The following is a 16,016-nucleotide window of genomic DNA, read 5'->3' on the forward strand; positions in this document are numbered from 1 at the left end:
GGTCTTCAGGCCGCCGGCGAGGACGGCCGCTCGGGCAGGCGCGCGTCCGCGGCCGGCTTGCTTTCGCGCGCCTGCTCCGGCCCGCTGGCGGGCCGGGCCTGCAGCGACTTCGTCAGGTAGGGCAGCACGCTCTGCGCGCCCGCGCCCCAGCGCCTGCCGGGCGGCGGCAGCGTCGGGTCCTGGTCGTCGTGGCTATCGATCGGCATGGGGCAGCTTGGCGGGCCAGAGTTCGACCGGCGCCCGCCGGATGAAGGAAGGGTCGTCGTCCTCGCGCCCGCCGTCGGCCGGGTGCGCGAACAGCATGTCGCAGCCCTGCATGTCGGTTTCGCCACCGAGCAGGTGCTCGTGCCAGCCGCTGTTGCGCAGGTGTTCGGCGAAGAAGTTCACCTGCCGGTAGCCCTCGAGCTGGCCGACGGCGAACAGCAGGCCGTCACGCGCCAGCCCGATCTTCACCCCCATGCGGTGGGTGCTGGGCAGCAGCTTCGCCATCGCGAAGGCATTCGCGACGGGGTCGAAGCCGGGGGGCGCATCGCGCAACAGTTCCATGGGCGGCCAAAGTAAGTGATCGTTACCGCCTCAGGTGTAGGACGGCGCCTCTTCCGCATGACCGTCGGGCGACTACGCGGCATTAGCCACGCGACTGCCCATGTTCGCCGTGCCGATGGCTGTCGTGCTCGTGGTCGTGCACCTGGGTGTCGTGCTCGTGCTCGTGGTCCTCGGGCGTGCCGGTGTGGCGGTGGGCCGTGTGATGCTCGTCGTGCAGGTGATCGCCATGCCCCTCGAACGCGCCTTCCGGCTCGAAGGAGCCGAAGGTGTCCGTCACCGCCAGGTGCAGCGCGCGCAGCATCTCGGCCAGCGCCGGATCCGGCTCGATCTTCAGGTGGTCCACGTGCGGCTCGATCGCCACGTGGCGGTTGCCCAGGTGGTAGGCCGCGCGCAGCAGGTCGGTGGCGCTGCCGCGGTCGCCGGGGCGCACCTGCATCAGCGGCTGCGGCTTGGCGGCGACGCGCACCATGGAGCCGTCCTCCGCCACCAGCACGTCGCCGCCGCGCACCACGCTGCCGGGCGGCAGGAAGACCGCGAGCTGGCGCCCCTGCGAATCGGTGCATTCGAAGTGGGCCTGCCGGCGCAGCTCCCATTCGAGCTCCACGGTCGCCGCGCGCTTCAACAGGGCCTTGGCCAGGCCGTGCCCCTGGTGCAGGATCTTGGTGACTTGCAGCATGGGGCCAGTCTAGCCCTTCCTCCATCGGGAGGAGGCTCGATTGCGGCGTATTGCGCACTCGCGCGGGGTGACCTGCACGCGCGGGTGCGGAATCGCACATCCGCTCGCGAACGCGCTGCCTAGAGTTCGTCCCATCGGCGCCGCACCGCAACTCTCTCCCCCAGGGGACGCCGATGCCCGAACCAGCTCACACCCAAAGAGGAATGCCATGAACCGCAAGATCACCCTCACGTTCGCCGCCGCCTCCCTCGTCGCCGCCAGCGCCTTCGCCGAGACCCCGATGACCGACAGCCTGCCCTTCAAGGCCAGCCTGACCCGCGCGCAGGTGCAGGCCGAACTGGCGCAGCACCGCAGCACCGGCATCGACCCCTACGCCGACGGCTACAACCCGCTGCACGAGTTCCGCAGCACGCGCACCCGCGCCGAGGTGCAGGCCGAGTTCCTGGCCGAGCGCGCGCTGGTCTCCGCGCTCAACGGCGAGGACAGCGGCTCCGGCTACCTGGCCCACCGCGCGCTGCCGCGCGCCGTCGGGCCGCAGATGGCCGCGCTGCCGGTCGCCGAATGACCCTGTGTCTCCTTGCCCGCTCCGGCGGGCCTTGTGCGAGGCGCCGCATCCGCGGCGCCTTTTTTTCGCTTCAGAGCGCCCGCGAGAAGCGCGCCCGCGCGCTCGCCAGCCGGTCGCCGTACTTGCCGCGCGTGAGCAGGTAGGCGCCCGCCAGCATCATGCTGCCGAGGCCGATCATCGTGCCCGCGCTCATCGAGCGCGCCATGCTGCTCGCGAGCTCCGGCGTGCGCGGGCCCGCCAGTTCGAGCCGCCGCTTGGTCATGCGGGCGCCGAGCTCGGAGAGCTGCTCGGGGATCAGCCGCTCGGCGGTCGGCAGCAGCACCGTCTCCTCGTCGGCCACGTGGTGCATCACGTGCCGCATCAGCTCGAAGAAGGTGTCGTCGAAGGCGACGTCCTCGGTGGGCATGTTGCGCAGGCGCGAGATCAGGCCGCGCATTTCGTCGTGCTCGGGCGTGCTCTTGCGCACGAATTCGTTGTCCGCCACCAGCCGCATGGCGGGATAGAAGATCTCTTCCTCCAGCTGCGCGTGGATCTCGATGGCCAGGCACACGTTGTCGGCCAGCCCGCGCTTCTGCCGCTCGGAGGAGCCGATCTCGTACTGGTGGAAGGCCGTCAGCACGTGCGTGTGATCCAGCCGGATCATGTTGGTGATGCTGGGCGAGAGCTGGGTTAGCAGGGTGGCCATGTGTCGGTGCTCCCTCGATGGTGGTGCCATTGGGCGATAAGCGCCGCATCGCGGCTGTCGGACGGCGGCGGCGGCCGCTGTCGGGTGCGGCCCGGGAGGGCTGTGTCCCGCTCGCGGGGCCGGCAGCTTCCTACCGTTGCTCCCGCAGGCGCCCGGCAGCGCCGTGGCCGCCGCTTCCTTAGGCTGGAGGCAGCAATGTACCCAAGGAGGTTTGCATGCCTGTCATTCTCTGGCTCCTCGGCGTGCCGCTCAGCATCGTGATCCTGCTGATGCTGTTCCACGTCATCTGAGCGCCGTCTCAGCTCACGCCGCCCCGCCCGGACCTGTCCTCGCGGGGCGCTTCCTTTTCGGGCGGCTCGGGAAAGCCCCTGAACGCCTCGTCGTCCTCGACGTTGCGCCCGGAGGCCGGGCCGCGGTTGCCTGCCTCGGTCTCGTGCGCCGCTGCCGGACCGTGCTGTTCCTCCTGGTTGCCGTAAGGCTGGCGGCCCTTGCCGCCGTCCCAGCTCACCTCGTTGCGGTACCCGTGCCTGGCGCGGGCCTCCTTGTCCTCGTTCTCGTTCATGGGGGGCTCCGAAAAAGGATCGACCCGCGCAAGGTTAGCCCTTGCAGCGGGTCTGGCTGTAGGACGGCAGCCCGTGGCTGCCTTGGGGGAATCCGCTCAGCGGTTGCCCAGCGTCGCGGTGGTCGACGGCACCTGGGTCTGGGCCTCGGTCAGCAGGCCGCCGCCGGCGATGCTGCCCTCCACGGCCACGTTGCCGGCGCCCATCACGCGGGCCTGGCAGGCGGCCTTGTCGTCACCGGCCTGGAACACGTCGCAGCGCGCCAGCGCATTGGCTTGCAGGTCGCCCTCGGTGTCCAGCACGCCGCGCTGCTTGTCGGCGCGCGCATTGCGGGCTTCCTTCAGGCAGGTGGCCTGGTCCTGCTGCGTGTGGCCGCTCAGGCAGGCCTGCACCTCGCTGCGGTAGTTGCCGCTGTCGTCGATCCCGGTGTCGATGCCGTTGATGCTGGCGGCCGTGGCGATCTGCGCGGTGGCGGCGCCCAGCGCCAGCAGCGCGGTGATGCCGAACGAGATCAGGCTCTTGCGCGAGCGAGCTTCAGTCGCTTTCATGTTCCGGACTCCTTGCATTCGGTTGGATGAACGCAGTGTCGCGACGGGGCCATGGGCGGACTGCCGGAGAGGGGCTTTCCTGCATGGCAGGCAGCACCCATGGCCGGGTAGGACTTCGCCTTGAAGCTGAGTTCGCGCAGGGACCGGGTCAGCAGTGAGGACCGTCCAGCCGTGTCAATGGGCGCCCTCGTCCACGACAGTGCGCTTTGTCCGACGCGGCCTCGCGCCGGGCCCGCACCGATTCGGATTACCGCTCCTACGCCCCTGCTTGGCCTGCCGGCCCATAGTGAGCAGCACCGGCCCTCCATGGGCAGGTGGACGTGGCCCAGGCCGGGCCGCGGCCCGACCTTCAACAACTCGCCGTTCGCGGCTCAAGGAGTGCACTATGGGTTTTCTGATTTGGTTGATCATTGGCGGTATCGTCGGCTGGCTGGCCAGCCTGATCATGCGCACCGATGGCCAGCAGGGCATCCTGCTGAACATCGTGGTGGGCATCGTGGGCGCCTTCCTCGGCGGCTGGCTGATCTCCCCCCTGGTGGGCGTGGGCACCATCAACCAGGGCATCAGCATCGGCTCGGTCGTCGTGTCCCTGATCGGCGCGGTGATCCTGCTGGCCATCGTGAACCTGTTCCGCCGCGGCCGCGTGCGCTGACAGCCTCCCAAGACGAAGAAGCGCAGTTCGCGGGCCCACGCCCGCATCCGGGAGCGCCGGCGGCGCTCCTTTTTTCTTGTCCGGCCGTCGTTCCCGCGCGCAGCGGGAACAGGCCGGTCAGCTCCGCACCGAGGTCGCCGACGCCAGCGCCGTCATGTTGACGATGCGCCGCACCGTGGCCGACGGCGTCAGCACGTGCACCGGCGCCCGCGCGCCCAGCAGCATCGGCCCCACGGTGATGCCGTGCCCGCCCGTCATCTTCAGCACGTTGAAGAGGATGTTGGCGGCATCGAGGTTGGGGCAGATCAGCAGGTTGGCCTCGCCGGTGAGCGTGCCCCCTTCCATGAGGCTGAGGCCGCGCACCTTGTCCGACAGCGCCGAGTCACCCTGCAGCTCGCCGTCGCACTCGATGTCGGGCGCCATCTTGCGAAAGATGTCGCGCGCCTGCCGCATCTTCAGCGCCGAGGCCCGGGTGGAGGAGCCGTAGTTGCTGTGCGAGAGGAAGGCCACCTTGGGCGGCAGTCCGAAGCGCCGCACCTCGGTGGCCGACATCAGCGCGATGCGCGCCAGCAGCGCGGCGTCCGGGTCCTCGTTGACATAGGTGTCGGCGATGAAGAGGGTGCGGTCCGGCAGCATCAGCGCGTTGAGCGCGGCCAGGCCTTCGCCCTCGCGGCAGCCGATCACGGTGCGCACGTGCTCCAGGTGCTGGTCGAAGCGGCCGACCATGCCGCACAGCATGGCGTCGGCATCGCCCAGGTGCACCGAGAGCGCGCCGATCAGCGTGTTGGAGCGCCGCACCGCCGCCTTGGCGGCCTCGGGCGTCACGCCGTCGCGGCCCATGATGCGGTGGTAGGTTTCCCAGTACTGGCGGAAGCGGGCGTCGCTCTCGGGGTTCACCACCTCCACGTCCTGCCCCAGCCGCAGCCGCAGGCCGGCCTTGGCGATGCGCGTCTCGATCACCGCCGGCCGGCCGATCAGGATCGGCCGGGCGATCTTCTCGTCGAGCGCGAGCTGCGCCGCGCGCAGCACCCGCTCGTCCTCGCCTTCGGCGTAGGCGATGCGCTGCGCGCTGGCCTTCTTGGCGGCGACGAACACCGGCCGCATGATCATGCCGGTCTGGTAGACGAAGCGCGTCAGGCTCTGCGCGTAGGCATCGAAGTCGGCGATCGGGCGGGTGGCCACGCCCGACTCCGCCGCCGCCCGCGCCACCGCGGGCGCGATGCGCAGGATCAGGCGCGAGTCGAAGGGCGTCGGAATGATGTAGTCGGGCCCGAAGGCGAGCTCCTTGCCCGCGTAGGCGTTGGCCACTTCCTCGCTGATGTCGGCCTTGGCCAGCTGCGCGATCTCGCGCACGGCGGCCAGCTTCATCGCTTCCGTGATCTTGGTGGCGCCGCAGTCCAGAGCGCCGCGGAAGATGTAGGGGAAGCACAGCACGTTGTTGACCTGGTTCGGGTAGTCCGAACGGCCGGTGGCGATGATGCAGTCGGGCCGTGCCTGCCTGGCCAGCTCGGGCCGGATCTCCGGCTCCGGATTGGCGAGTGCCAGGATGATCGGCTTGTCCGCCATGGAGCGGACCATGTCCGCCGTCAGCACGCCGGCGGTGGAGCAGCCGAGGAACACGTCCGCGCCTTTCACCACCTCGGCCAGCGTGCGCTTCGAGGTGTCCTGCGCGTACTTCGCCTTCGATTCGTCGAAGCCGCCGGGCCGGCCCTGGTAGATCAGGCCCTTGGAATCGACCACGTAGATGTTGCGCCGCTGCAGGCCCAGGCCGACGAAGATGTCGAGGCAGGCGATGGCCGCCGCCCCGGCGCCGGAGGACACCAGCGTCACGTCCTCGATCTTCTTGCCCACCAACTCCAGCCCGTTGAGCAGGGCGGCGGAGGAGATGATCGCCGTGCCGTGCTGGTCGTCGTGGAACACCGGGATGTTCAGGCGTTCGCGCAGCTTGCGCTCGATGTAGAAGCACTCCGGCGCCTTGATGTCCTCCAGGTTGACGCCGCCCAGCGTGGGCTCCAGCGCGGCGACGATGTCCACGATCTTGTCGGGATCGCGCTCGGCCAGCTCGATGTCGAACACGTCGATGCCGGCGAACTTCTTGAACAGGCAGCCCTTGCCTTCCATCACCGGCTTGCCGGCCAGCGGGCCGATGTCGCCCAGGCCCAGCACCGCCGTGCCGTTGGTGATCACGCCCACCAGGTTGGCGCGCGAGGTGAACTCCGCTGCGAGCGCCGGATCGGCCTGGATGTCGAGGCAGGGATAGGCGACGCCCGGCGAGTACGCCAGCGAGAGATCGCGCTGGTTCGACAGCGGCTTGGTCGGCGTGATCGAGATCTTGCCGCGGCTGGGGCTGCGGTGGTACTCGCGCGCCGCGTCGCGCAGCGCCAGTTCGGCCTGGGTGGTGGGTTCATGCATGAAGGACTCCGCACTCCTTGTTCTGGAACCCGTCACCCTACGCCGATCGCCGCGGGGAGGAAAGTGCGCGGGCTTGATCCGGATCAGCTTCCCGGCAGCGCGTGCTGCGCCAGCGTTTCCAGCACCCGCACCAGCGCCGAATGGTCCTCCTGCGCCACGCCCAGCGCGTCGCCGGCCTGCATCAGCTGCGCGGCGATGGCCGTCTGCGGCAGCGCCATGCCGAGGCTGCGCGCGCCCTGCAGCGCGAGGTTCAGGTCCTTCTGGTGCAGCGCGATGCGGAAGCCCGGCTGGAAAGTGCGCTTCAGCATGCGCTCGCCATGCACCTCCAGCACGCGCGAGCTGGCGAAGCCGCCCATGAGGGCCTGCCGCACCCGGGCCGGGTCGGCGCCGGCCTTGCTCGCGAACACCAGCGCCTCGGCGACGGCGGCGATGTTGAGGCCCACGATGATCTGGTTGGCGACCTTGCAGACCTGGCCGTCACCGACCGCGCCCACGTGCGTGATGTTCTTGCCCATCAGCGCCAGCAGGGGCCGCACGCGCTCGAACGCGGCCTCGCTCGCGCCGACCATGATGCTCAGGCTGGCGGCCTTGGCGCCCACCTCGCCGCCCGAGACCGGGGCGTCGAGGTAGTCGCAGCCGGCGCGGGCGATGCGCGCCGCGAAGCCGCGGGTGGCGATCGGGTCGATCGAGCTGCAGTCCACCACGGTCTTGCCGGGCGCGAGCCCCGCGGCCACGCCCTCGGGGCCGAACAGCACCTTCTCCACGTCCGGCGTGTCGGGCAGCATCAGGAACACGATGTCGGCGCGCTGCGCCACGCCCTGGGCGCTGGTGCACACGGTGGCGCCGGCTTCCACCAGCGCCGTGGGCACCTTGCTGCGGGTGTGCACGAACAGGGTGTGGCCGGCCGCCCGCAGGTGGCCTGCCATCGGCGCGCCCATCACGCCCAGGCCGATGAAACCGATCTTCCGTGCCGTCGTCATTGCGCGAACTCCTTCATCCAGCCCAGTCCTTCCAGGGTCGTCGTGCGCGGGCGGTACTCGCAGCCGATGTAGCCCTTCCAGCCCAGCGCATCGAGGTGGCGCAGCAGCCAGGCGTAATGGATCTCGCCGGTGCCCGGCTCGTTGCGCCCCGGGTTGTCGGCCAGCTGGATGTGGCCGATCTGGGGCAGGTAGCGCTGCAGCGTGGCGGCCAGCTCGCCTTCCATGCGCTGCGCGTGGTAGATGTCGTACTGCACGAACAGGTTGTCGCTCGCCACCTGCTGCAGCAGCGCGATGGCCTGCTCGGTGCGGGTGAGGAAGAAGCCCGGGATGTCGTAGCTGTTGATCGGCTCCACCAGCAGTCGGATGCCGGCCTCGCGCAGGCGGCCGGCGGCGTGGTGCAGGTTGGCCACCAGCGTTTCCTGCGCCTGCTCGCGTGCCACGCCGGCGGGCAGCTTGCCGGCCAGGCAATTGAGCTGGCTGCAGTCCAGCGCGTGGGCGTAGAGGATGGCGCGCTCGACGCCGGCGCGGAATTCGTCGACCCGGTTCGGATGGCAGGCGATGCCGCGTTCGCCGGCGGCCCAGTCGCCGGCCGGCAGGTTGTGCAGCACCTGCTTCAGGCCCTCGCCGCGCAGGCGCGCGACCAGTTCCTCCTTCGGGTACTCGTAGGGAAACAGGTATTCGACGGCGCGGAAGCCCGCGGCGCGGGCCGCCGCAAAGCGGTCCAGGAAGGGCAGCTCGGTGAAGAGCATGCTCAGGTTGGCGGCGAATCTCGGCATGGTTGCGGTCCTCCTCACTCGCTCATCACCGCCACGGCGGTCGGCGCGTCGGCCGGCGAGCTCGCCAGCTCCTCGAACTCCACGATCTTGTCGATCTCGGCGCCCATCGCGATGTTGGTCACGCGCTCCAGGATCACCTCGATCACCACCGGCACCTGGAACTCCTTCATCCAGGCCTCGGCCTGCGCGATCGCGGGCGCCATCTCGTCCGGCTTGTGCACGCGGATCGCCTTGCAGCCCAAGCCTTCGACCACCTTGACGTGGTCGACGCCGTAGCTGCGCTCGGGCGTGCCGGCCGGCAGGTTGATGTTGTCGAAGGCCAGCTGCACGCAGTAGTCCATCTCGAAGGCGCGCTGGGCCTGGCGGATGAGCCCGAGGTAGGAGTTGTTCACCACCATGTGGATGTAGGGCAGCTTGAACTGCGCGCCCACGGCCAGCTCTTCCAGCAGGAACTGGAAGTCGTAGTCGCCCGAGATCGCGACGATGGGCCGGGTCGGGTCGGCCGCGCGCACGCCCAGCGCGGCCGGCGCCGTCCACCCCAGCGGGCCGGCCTGGCCGCAGTTGATCCAGCGGCGCGGGCCGAACACGTGCAGGAACTGGGCGGCGGCGATCTGCGACAGGCCGATGGTCGTGACGTAGCACGTCTCCGGGCCGAAGGCGCGGTTCATGCACTGGTAGACGCGCTGCGGCTTCATCGGCACGTCGTCGAAGTTGCTCTTGCGCAGCATGGTGCGCTTGCGCTCCAGGCAGTCGGCGGCCCAGGCGCGGCGGTCCTTCAGCCGGCCGGCCGCCTTCATCTCGCGCGCCACCTCGATGAACAGGCGCAGCGCCGCGCCGGCATCGGAGACGATGCCGAAGTCGGGCGCGAACACGCGGCCGATCTGGGTCGGCTCGATGTCCACGTGGACGAACTTCCGGCCCTTGGTGTAGACCTCGACCGAGCCGGTGTGGCGATTGGCCCAGCGGTTGCCGATGCCCAGCACGAAGTCGCTCGCCAGCAGGGTGGCGTTGCCGTAGCGGTGGCTGGTCTGCAGGCCGCACATGCCGGCCATCAGCGGGTGGTCGTCGGGGATGCTGCCCCAGGCCATGAGGGTGGGAATCACGGGCACGCCGGTGAGCTCGGCGAACTCCACCAGCAGCGCCGACGCGTCGGCATTGATGATGCCGCCGCCGGCCACGACCAGCGGACGCTCCGCCTCCTGCAGCAGCGCGATCGCGCGCTCGGCCTGCGCGCGGGTGGCGGCCGGCTTGTAGACCGGCAGCGGCGCGTAGGTGTCGGGGTCGAATTCGATCTCGCCGGTCTGCACGTCCACCGGCAGGTCGATCAGCACCGGCCCCGGGCGGCCCGAGCGCATCAGGTGGAAGGCCTGCTGGAAGGCGCGCGGCACCTGGGCCGGCTCGCGCACGGTGACGGCCCATTTGGTCACCGGCTTGGCGATGGACTCGATGTCGACGGCCTGGAAGTCCTCCTTGTGCAGGCGCGCGCGCGGCGCCTGCCCGGTGATGCACAGGATCGGGATCGAATCGGCCTGGGCCGAGTAGAGCCCGGTGATCATGTCGGTGCCGGCCGGTCCCGAGGTGCCGATGCACACGCCGATGTTGCCCGGCGCCGCCCGCGTGTAGCCTTCGGCCATGTGCGAGGCGCCCTCCACGTGGCGCGCCAGGATGTGCGCGATCGTCCCCTGCCGCCGCAGTGCGGCGTAGAACGGGTTGATCGCGGCCCCGGGCACGCCGAAGGCCTGCGTGATCCCTTCCTTCTCGAGTACCCAGGCGGCGGCCTGGGCGGCAGTCATTCTTGCCATGTCGTGTCTCCTGTGGTTCGGTGCATGGGGCGCACTCTAGGCAGCGGGCCGGCCCGGCAGAAGACGCGGCGCGGCCATATGACTTATTCGGTTCCGGAATGCGAGCCCGGCGGCTAAACTGCACCGCAGGATTGCCGGAGGTGCCATGCAGAACGAAGACATCTACGGTTTGACGCCGCTGGGCGAGAGCGAACTGCGCAGCAGCGCCACGCGCCTGACGCCGGCGCAGATCGACGTGCTGGTGCGGCTGGATGGCACGCTGACGATCGCCCAGGTGGTGGCGAGCCTGCCGCCGCCCGCCCGCGTGGGCTTCGACGCCGTGTTCCGCACCCTGCTGGACCGGCGGCTGGTCACGCTGGTGGAACTCGATCCCTTCACCCGCACCTGGAACGCGCAGGTGGAACTGCTCACGCACGCGGTGCAGCCGGAGAAGGCGGACGCCGGCCTGTCCTCGCTGCAGCGCAGCGGCTTCTACGTGCAGATCGCGCGCGAGCGCAGCACGCTGCCGGCGCCGCACCCGGGGCGGGCGCCGACGGCGGTGGTGATCGAGGACGACGTGGCGCTCGGCAAGTTCACGGGCACGCTGCTGAAGCTCTCCGGCTTCGAGGTGCGCAACGCCCACAACCGGGCCGAGGTGGTGGCGGAGATCCGCCGCCCGCCGATCCCCGACCTGATCCTGCTCGACGTGATGCTGCCGGATGCCGACGGCTTCGACATCCTGCTGCGGGTGCGCCAGCATCCGGCGCTGAAGAACGTGCCGGTGATCATGCTCACGGGCAAGGCCACGCGCGAGGCGGTGCTCAAGGGCATCGCCGGCGGTGCCGACGGCTACATCACCAAGCCCTTCGAGCCCGACGCGCTGCTGCGCGCCGTGCGCACGGTGCGGGGCCTGCCGGAGGAGGATCCGCCGGGGCGCGGCGACGCGGGCGCCTGGTCGGGCCCCAAGCCACGGTAGCCGGCGCCGCGCACCGGCGCGACTTGCCAGGCCGGCCATTCCGCGCTGGAATGGCCGGATGGATCGCCTGCAGGCCATGGAGATGTTCGTGCGCGTCGTCGAGACGGGCAGCTTTTCGCGCGCGGCGCGCGAGTTCTCCACCACCCAGCCCACCGTCACCAAGCAGATCGCCGCCACCGAGGCGCGGCTGAAGGCGCGGCTGCTCAATCGCAACACGCGCGGCGTGAGCCTCACCGAGGCCGGCGCGCTGTACTACGAGAAGTGCAAGGCCGTCGTGCGCGAGGCCGAGGAGGCCGAGAACGTGGTGCGCCTGCAGCAGTCGCCGGCCCAGGGCCTGCTGCGCGTGGGCAGCTCGGTGGCCTTCGGCCGCCGCGTGGTGGTGCCGCTGGCGCTGGAGTACATGCGCCAGCATCCGCTGCTGCAGGTGGACCTGAGCTTCGAGGACCGCTACACGGACCTGGTGGCGCAGGGCATCGACGTGGCGATCCGGCTCGGCAAGCTGGCCGATTCCTCGCTCGGCGCGCGCCTGCTCGGGGCCAATCCCTGGCTGCTGGCCGCGTCCCCGCGCTACCTGAAGCGCTGCGGTACGCCGCGCCGCCCTGCCGACCTGAGCGACCACGCCACCCTGATCTACAGCAGCGTGCAGGGCCACGACGCCTGGCGCGTGCTCACGCCGCGGCACGAGGCGGTGACGGTGCACGTGACGCCGCGGCTGCGCTCCAACAACCTCTCCGCGGTGCTGGCGGCGGCGCGCTCGGACATGGGCATCGCGGCGCTGCCCTGGTACGTGGCGGCCGATTCGCTCGCCTCCGGCGCGATCGTGGAGGTGCTCAAGGGCCACAGCCTGCCGGAGCAGGAGATCCACGCCGTCTACCCCTCGCCCAAGCTGGTGCCGCAGAAGGTGCTGGCCTTCATCGGCTTCCTGCAGGGGCGCTTCGCGGCGCGTTGGTGGGAGAGCCTGCCGCACTGAGGCGGTGCGCGGCGCGCCCTGCGCCGCAAACGCCTCAGGTGAGGCCGAGGCCGGCGAAGGTGCTGAGGTCCGCCATCGGATCGGGCGGCAGCGTCAGCGAGACCTCGTGCAGTTCGTCGTCCTCGAAGCTCTCCATCACGATGCAGCTGCCCAGGGTGCTGTCGATGGCGTCGCGCAGGTCCTCGTAGGCGCCGGGCGCCAGCTGCACGCTGCCCGGTGCGGCATGCAGGGTCAGCGTTCGCACGCGGGCGCGCTCGTCGCCCAGCAGCATGAGGAAGGCCTGGCCGGCCGCGTCGCAGCGCGCCATGCGGCAGCGGCCGGAAGCCAGGCCGACGCGCAGGCGCGCGCGGGCCACCAGCCGCTGCAGTTCCACCGCCATCGCCAGTGCATCCTGCGGGTTGCCGAAGCTGACGAAGGCGAATTCGTCCGCGCAGGGATCCACGGTGCCTTCGTGGCGGCGCGCCAGCCGGCGCAGGCTGGCCAGCAGCGCATCGCGCTTGAGCGGGCCGGAGACGGGGCATTCCACGCAGACCAGCGTGCGCTGCGCCGAGCCGAACTTCGCGTTGCCCGAGCGCTCCTCGAAGAGGCTGCGCCACACGTCCGGGAAATGCCGCTGCACGTTGATCGAGAACTCCGCCAGCAGCCTGCCCTTTTCTTCCGTCCCTACCATTCCTGCCCTCCAGTCGAATGCCGTGATGACACCATGGGGGCTGCGCCCGGGCGTAGGTCAAATGCCGCCGCGCCCGGGCGGGAATGCGGAAAAAGCGGCGTGCGCGTTACAAACGGATGCGGCTAGGGTTTGATCAAGCCCTTGCGCACGGCGTACAGCGTCAGGCTGGCGACGTCCTTCAGGCCGAGGCGTTCCATGATGCGCGTGCGGTGCACGTCCACCGTCTTGGAGCTCAGGCCCAGGTCGTAGGCGATCTCCTTCGAGCTCTTGCCACCGGCCAGCAGGCGCAGGATCTCGATCTGGCGCTCGGTGAGCAGCTCCTCGGGGCCGGGCTCCACCGGCTCCAGCAGGCGCTGCGCGACGCCGCTGCCGATGTAGCGGCCGGTCGCCATCACGCCGCGCAGCGCCATCTCGAGCTCGATGTCGGGGGCGTCCTTGCGCACGTAGCCGTTGGCGCCCGCCGTCATGGCCGCGCGGATCGACTCCGCCGAATCGTTCATCGTCAGCATGATCACCCGCAGCTGCGGGTAGAGCTGGCGGATGCGGCGCATGGCCGTGATGCCGTCCATGCCCGGCATGTTGATGTCGCAGATCACCAGGTCCGGGTGCACGGATTCGAGCAGCTCGAGCAGCTCGGCGCCATCGCGCACCTCCGCCATCACCTGCACGTCCGCCATGGCGGTCAGGAGCGAGCGGATGCCGGCGCGCACCAGCTCGTGGTCGTCGGCCAGCACGACCTGGACGGTCGAATCGACGGGCTTCATCGCTCGCCGGCTCCCCGGCTGACCGGCCGCGCGGCCGTTACATGTCGAGGGTGGCTGACGTGAAAACTAGGTCGTTTCCTTAAGCGGTTGGCGTAGTGGCATGCTCTCATCCGGGGATCCTTCCTCCTCTGTCCAAAACAAAAATGCAAGCTGTGCTCGTTGTCGACGACGATGAGAACTACCGCGAACTGGTCGTGCTCACCCTCGAGGACGAATGCGGGGTTTTGCCCGTGCACGGCTTCGCCGGTGCGGCGGCGCTGCTGCGGCACCTGGACGGCGGCGGTGCCGAGCCGCCGCGGCTGGTGCTGCTGGACCTGCACATGCCGGACATGGACGGCCTGGAACTGATGCGCCAGATCCGGCAGCGCCACCCGGGCCTGCCGGTCGCCTTCCTGTCCGGAGCGGCCCGGCCCGAAGAGCGCGCCGCCTGCCTGGCAGCAGGCGCCACCGCGTTCCTGCAGAAGCCGGCAGCGTATCCGGAGCTCGTTCATGCCCTGGGCGAGCTCGTGCGCTCGCTGCCCGGCTCCGACCCCTCGGCCGCGAGCCCGAGCGTGAAGTAGAAGCGGGCGCCCTGGCCGGGCGCCGAGTCGGCCCGGATCCAGCCGCCGTGCAGCGTGACGATGCGGTGCACGGTCGCCAGGCCGACGCCGAAGCCCTCGAATTCGTCGTTGCGGTGCAGGCGCTCGAAAGGCTTGAAGAGCCGGTGCGCCGCGCTCATGTCGAAGCCGGCGCCGTTGTCCTCGACCACGTATTCCGGTTCGCCGTCCTCGCCGGGCTGCACGGACAGGGCGATCCGCGCGTCCGGGCGCTTGCCCGTGAACTTCCAGGCGTTGCCCAGCAGGTTGCCCAGCGCGATCCGGGCCAGGCGGGGGTCGCAGTCGACCGGCGCCTGCGGCACGCACTCGAAGCACACCCTGCGTTCCGGCTGGGCGTCCTGCAACGTCTCGACGATCTCGCGCGCGACCTGCGCCAGGTCGACGCGGGTGCGCGTCACGCGGGCGCGGTCGATGTTGGCCAGGTACAGCACGTCCTCGACGATGCGCACCATGCGCTCGGTCTCCTGGCGGATCGCGTTCAGGTAGCGCAGCCCGCGCTCGTCCAGGCGCTCGGCGTAGCGGTTGGCGAGCACCGTGCTGAAGCCGCCGATGGTGCCGAGCGGCGAGCGCAGGTCGTGCGACACGGTGTGGCTGAAGGACCGCAGCTGCTCGTTGGCCTCCTCCAGCGCCACGGCGCGGCCGGCCAGCTGCAGGTTGAGGGTCTGCACCTCGCGCTGGCGCTCGCGCAGTTCCTCGTTGGCCTGCAGCGCCTCCTCGTAGGAGGAGAACAGCAGGTCCAGGATCTGTTCGCGCCCGGCGTTGATCACGTGCCGGCGGCCGCCGACGCTGATCTCGATCCCCGCTTGCTGCGTGTCCTGCGCGCGCAGCTGGCGGTTGGCCAGCAGGAAGTCCAGCCGGGCGAGCAGGGCGCGCGGCTCGAAGGGCTTGCGGATGAAGTTGTCGGCCCCGCTTTCCAGCGCCATCACCACGTCTTCGATCTGGTTGAGCGCGGTGACGATCATCACCGGCACGTCGCGCAGCGCGGGATCGGCCTTGACGGCGCGGCACAGCGCGTAGCCGTCCATGTCGGGCATGACCACGTCGGTGAGGACCAGCGCCGGCTTCTGCGCGCGCGCCGCTTCCAGCGCCTCCAGTCCGTTGGCGGCCACGGTGACCTCGTAGCCTTCGTCGCTGAGCGTCTGGCGCAGCAGTTCGGCCTGGGTGGGGCTGTCTTCGGCCACCACCACGCGCAGGCCGCTGCGTTGGGGATCGTTGGGATTCATCGTTTTTTCCTCCTCTTCAAGGCAGGACCAGCGCCGCCAGCGCCGCCCCGATTTCCTGTGGCGACATCACGTAGACCGCACCGCCGCAGCGGATCGCCTCCCCCGGCATGCCGTGCACCACCGAGGAGGCCTCGTCCTGCGCGAACGTGATCGCCCCCGCCTCGCGCATGCGCTTCAGCTCCGCGGCGCCGTCCTTGCCCATGCCGGTGAGCAGCACGCCGATCGCGTGCGCCCCGTAGTGCGCCGCGACCGAGGCGAACAGGCGCGACACGGACGGACGGTGACCGTTGAACGGCGGCCCGGCTTCGAACTGCAGCTCGCCGTTCGCGCCCACCAGCAGGTGGATGCCGTCCGGCGCCAGGTACGCGCGGCCCGGCTGCAGCGCCTCGCCCGGCGTGGCCAGTTGCGTCCGCACCGCGCAGGCCGCGGAGAGCCACTCGGCCAGCCCGTGCAGGAAACCGTCGGCCATGTGCTGCACGATCACCACCGGCACCGGAAAGCCGGCCGGCAGCGCGCACAGCACCTGCTGCAGCGCCACCGGGCCGCCGGTGGAGGCGCCGATCGCGACCAGCTCGATGCGCCCGCGCGGCTTGGCGGGCAGGGCCGGTGGCCGCGCGGGGGCAGCCGTGCGGCGCG

General features: G+C 70.4%; 19 protein-coding genes. 5 read left to right on the plus strand and 14 right to left on the minus strand.

Annotation, left to right across the window (positions count from 1 at the left end; genetic code table 11):
* Positions 1-5 precede the first annotated feature (5 nt).
* The 3 genes from VFM98_RS05880 to VFM98_RS05890 all read right to left on the minus strand — a co-directional run bounded on the left by VFM98_RS05880 (position 6) and on the right by VFM98_RS05890 (position 1,222).
* Positions 6-206 carry a hypothetical protein gene (locus VFM98_RS05880; RefSeq protein WP_325108968.1) on the minus strand — a complete coding sequence of 67 codons (201 nt, stop codon included), beginning with the start codon at positions 204-206 and terminating at the stop codon, positions 6-8.
* The gene (locus VFM98_RS05885) at positions 193-546 is read right to left on the minus strand and encodes a hypothetical protein (RefSeq protein WP_325108969.1); all 354 of its coding nucleotides are present in this window, start codon (positions 544-546) and stop codon (positions 193-195) included. Before VFM98_RS05885 ends, VFM98_RS05880 begins: the two co-directional genes overlap by 14 nt.
* Positions 547-628: 82 nt before the next feature.
* Entirely contained in the window at positions 629-1,222 is a 594-nt protein-coding gene (locus VFM98_RS05890) for an urease accessory protein UreE (protein ID WP_325108970.1), read from the minus strand.
* A gap of 208 nt (positions 1,223-1,430) precedes the next feature.
* On the opposite strand from VFM98_RS05890, the gene VFM98_RS05895 reads away from it, so the two are divergent.
* Positions 1,431-1,787, plus strand: coding sequence for a DUF4148 domain-containing protein (locus VFM98_RS05895; RefSeq protein ID WP_325108971.1), 357 nt, complete (start codon positions 1,431-1,433; stop codon positions 1,785-1,787).
* A 70-nt stretch (positions 1,788-1,857) separates the two neighbouring features.
* Here the strand turns inward: VFM98_RS05895 and VFM98_RS05900 are convergent, their stop codons facing one another.
* The 3 genes from VFM98_RS05900 to VFM98_RS05910 all read right to left on the minus strand — a co-directional run bounded on the left by VFM98_RS05900 (position 1,858) and on the right by VFM98_RS05910 (position 3,580).
* Positions 1,858-2,472, minus strand: a complete 615-nt coding sequence (locus VFM98_RS05900) for a hemerythrin domain-containing protein (RefSeq protein WP_325108972.1) — start codon at positions 2,470-2,472, stop codon at positions 1,858-1,860.
* Between the two features lie 298 nt (positions 2,473-2,770).
* Positions 2,771-3,034, minus strand: a complete 264-nt coding sequence (locus VFM98_RS05905; RefSeq protein ID WP_325108973.1) for a hypothetical protein — start codon at positions 3,032-3,034, stop codon at positions 2,771-2,773.
* 96 nt (positions 3,035-3,130) lie between these two features.
* Complete coding sequence (locus VFM98_RS05910) at positions 3,131-3,580, minus strand: hypothetical protein (RefSeq protein ID WP_325108974.1); 450 nt, start codon at positions 3,578-3,580, stop codon at positions 3,131-3,133.
* Positions 3,581-3,965: 385 nt separating this feature from the next.
* Between VFM98_RS05910 and VFM98_RS05915 the strand changes: the two genes are divergently transcribed.
* On the plus strand, positions 3,966-4,232 hold the full coding sequence (locus tag VFM98_RS05915; RefSeq protein WP_325108975.1) for a GlsB/YeaQ/YmgE family stress response membrane protein: 267 nt from the start codon (positions 3,966-3,968) through the stop codon (positions 4,230-4,232).
* A gap of 117 nt (positions 4,233-4,349) precedes the next feature.
* Here VFM98_RS05915 and VFM98_RS05920 read toward each other — a convergent pair whose 3' ends face one another.
* From VFM98_RS05920 to gcl, 4 genes are all read right to left on the minus strand, one after another.
* Positions 4,350-6,644, minus strand: coding sequence for an NADP-dependent malic enzyme (locus VFM98_RS05920; protein WP_325108976.1), 2,295 nt, complete (start codon positions 6,642-6,644; stop codon positions 4,350-4,352).
* Between the two features lie 83 nt (positions 6,645-6,727).
* The gene (locus VFM98_RS05925; RefSeq protein WP_325108977.1) at positions 6,728-7,624 is read right to left on the minus strand and encodes a 2-hydroxy-3-oxopropionate reductase; all 897 of its coding nucleotides are present in this window, start codon (positions 7,622-7,624) and stop codon (positions 6,728-6,730) included.
* Complete coding sequence (gene hyi / locus VFM98_RS05930; protein WP_325108978.1) at positions 7,621-8,400, minus strand: hydroxypyruvate isomerase; 780 nt, start codon at positions 8,398-8,400, stop codon at positions 7,621-7,623. The genes VFM98_RS05925 and hyi overlap by 4 nt, the downstream gene beginning before the upstream one ends.
* Positions 8,401-8,414: 14 nt before the next feature.
* Positions 8,415-10,202 carry a glyoxylate carboligase gene (gene gcl / locus VFM98_RS05935; RefSeq protein ID WP_325108979.1) on the minus strand — a complete coding sequence of 596 codons (1,788 nt, stop codon included), beginning with the start codon at positions 10,200-10,202 and terminating at the stop codon, positions 8,415-8,417.
* Positions 10,203-10,347: 145 nt separating this feature from the next.
* Between gcl and VFM98_RS05940 the strand changes: the two genes are divergently transcribed.
* Both VFM98_RS05940 and VFM98_RS05945 read left to right on the plus strand, forming a co-directional pair.
* Positions 10,348-11,157: a response regulator gene (locus VFM98_RS05940; RefSeq protein WP_325108980.1), complete on the plus strand. Its 810-nt coding sequence runs from the start codon at positions 10,348-10,350 to the stop codon at positions 11,155-11,157.
* Between the two features lie 58 nt (positions 11,158-11,215).
* Positions 11,216-12,127 (plus strand): LysR family transcriptional regulator, encoded by a 912-nt coding sequence (locus VFM98_RS05945; protein ID WP_325108981.1) that lies wholly within the window; start codon positions 11,216-11,218, stop codon positions 12,125-12,127.
* Between the two features lie 34 nt (positions 12,128-12,161).
* On the opposite strand, the gene VFM98_RS05950 is transcribed toward VFM98_RS05945, so the two are convergent.
* Positions 12,162-12,797: a hypothetical protein gene (locus tag VFM98_RS05950; RefSeq protein WP_325108982.1), complete on the minus strand. Its 636-nt coding sequence runs from the start codon at positions 12,795-12,797 to the stop codon at positions 12,162-12,164.
* 122 nt (positions 12,798-12,919) lie between these two features.
* Entirely contained in the window at positions 12,920-13,561 is a 642-nt protein-coding gene (locus tag VFM98_RS05955) for a response regulator transcription factor (RefSeq protein ID WP_325108983.1), read from the minus strand.
* Positions 13,562-13,704: 143 nt separating this feature from the next.
* Here VFM98_RS05955 and VFM98_RS05960 point away from each other — a divergent pair, with 143 nt between their 5' ends.
* Positions 13,705-14,121 (plus strand): response regulator, encoded by a 417-nt coding sequence (locus VFM98_RS05960; protein WP_325108984.1) that lies wholly within the window; start codon positions 13,705-13,707, stop codon positions 14,119-14,121.
* Here the strand turns inward: VFM98_RS05960 and VFM98_RS05965 are convergent.
* Both VFM98_RS05965 and VFM98_RS05970 read right to left on the minus strand, forming a co-directional pair.
* Positions 14,049-15,380, minus strand: coding sequence for a sensor histidine kinase (locus VFM98_RS05965; protein ID WP_325108985.1), 1,332 nt, complete (start codon positions 15,378-15,380; stop codon positions 14,049-14,051). The genes VFM98_RS05960 and VFM98_RS05965 overlap by 73 nt on opposite strands.
* A gap of 16 nt (positions 15,381-15,396) precedes the next feature.
* Positions 15,397-16,016 (minus strand): CheB methylesterase domain-containing protein (locus VFM98_RS05970; RefSeq protein WP_325108986.1); only part of this gene is annotated, 620 nt, incomplete at its 5' end.

The sequence above is a fragment of the Ramlibacter sp. genome, assembly GCF_035706265.1.
GTDB lineage: Bacteria > Pseudomonadota > Gammaproteobacteria > Burkholderiales > Burkholderiaceae_C > Ramlibacter.

Excerpts from the sequence above, each read along its gene's own strand:
- VFM98_RS05880 (WP_325108968.1), bottom strand. The coding sequence starts at position 206 with ATGCCGATCGATAGCCACGACGACCAGGACCCGACGCTGCCGCCGCCC.
- VFM98_RS05885 (WP_325108969.1), bottom strand. The coding sequence starts at position 546 with ATGGAACTGTTGCGCGATGCGCCCCCCGGCTTCGACCCCGTCGCGAAT.
- VFM98_RS05890 (WP_325108970.1), bottom strand. The coding sequence starts at position 1,222 with ATGCTGCAAGTCACCAAGATCCTGCACCAGGGGCACGGCCTGGCCAAG.
- VFM98_RS05895 (WP_325108971.1), top strand. The coding sequence starts at position 1,431 with ATGAACCGCAAGATCACCCTCACGTTCGCCGCCGCCTCCCTCGTCGCC.
- VFM98_RS05900 (WP_325108972.1), bottom strand. The coding sequence starts at position 2,472 with ATGGCCACCCTGCTAACCCAGCTCTCGCCCAGCATCACCAACATGATC.
- VFM98_RS05905 (WP_325108973.1), bottom strand. The coding sequence starts at position 3,034 with ATGAACGAGAACGAGGACAAGGAGGCCCGCGCCAGGCACGGGTACCGC.
- VFM98_RS05910 (WP_325108974.1), bottom strand. The coding sequence starts at position 3,580 with ATGAAAGCGACTGAAGCTCGCTCGCGCAAGAGCCTGATCTCGTTCGGC.
- VFM98_RS05915 (WP_325108975.1), top strand. The coding sequence starts at position 3,966 with ATGGGTTTTCTGATTTGGTTGATCATTGGCGGTATCGTCGGCTGGCTG.
- VFM98_RS05920 (WP_325108976.1), bottom strand. The coding sequence starts at position 6,644 with ATGCATGAACCCACCACCCAGGCCGAACTGGCGCTGCGCGACGCGGCG.
- VFM98_RS05925 (WP_325108977.1), bottom strand. The coding sequence starts at position 7,624 with ATGACGACGGCACGGAAGATCGGTTTCATCGGCCTGGGCGTGATGGGC.
- hyi (WP_325108978.1), bottom strand. The coding sequence starts at position 8,400 with ATGCCGAGATTCGCCGCCAACCTGAGCATGCTCTTCACCGAGCTGCCC.
- gcl (WP_325108979.1), bottom strand. The coding sequence starts at position 10,202 with ATGGCAAGAATGACTGCCGCCCAGGCCGCCGCCTGGGTACTCGAGAAG.
- VFM98_RS05940 (WP_325108980.1), top strand. The coding sequence starts at position 10,348 with ATGCAGAACGAAGACATCTACGGTTTGACGCCGCTGGGCGAGAGCGAA.
- VFM98_RS05945 (WP_325108981.1), top strand. The coding sequence starts at position 11,216 with ATGGATCGCCTGCAGGCCATGGAGATGTTCGTGCGCGTCGTCGAGACG.
- VFM98_RS05950 (WP_325108982.1), bottom strand. The coding sequence starts at position 12,797 with ATGGTAGGGACGGAAGAAAAGGGCAGGCTGCTGGCGGAGTTCTCGATC.
- VFM98_RS05955 (WP_325108983.1), bottom strand. The coding sequence starts at position 13,561 with ATGAAGCCCGTCGATTCGACCGTCCAGGTCGTGCTGGCCGACGACCAC.
- VFM98_RS05960 (WP_325108984.1), top strand. The coding sequence starts at position 13,705 with ATGCAAGCTGTGCTCGTTGTCGACGACGATGAGAACTACCGCGAACTG.
- VFM98_RS05965 (WP_325108985.1), bottom strand. The coding sequence starts at position 15,380 with ATGAATCCCAACGATCCCCAACGCAGCGGCCTGCGCGTGGTGGTGGCC.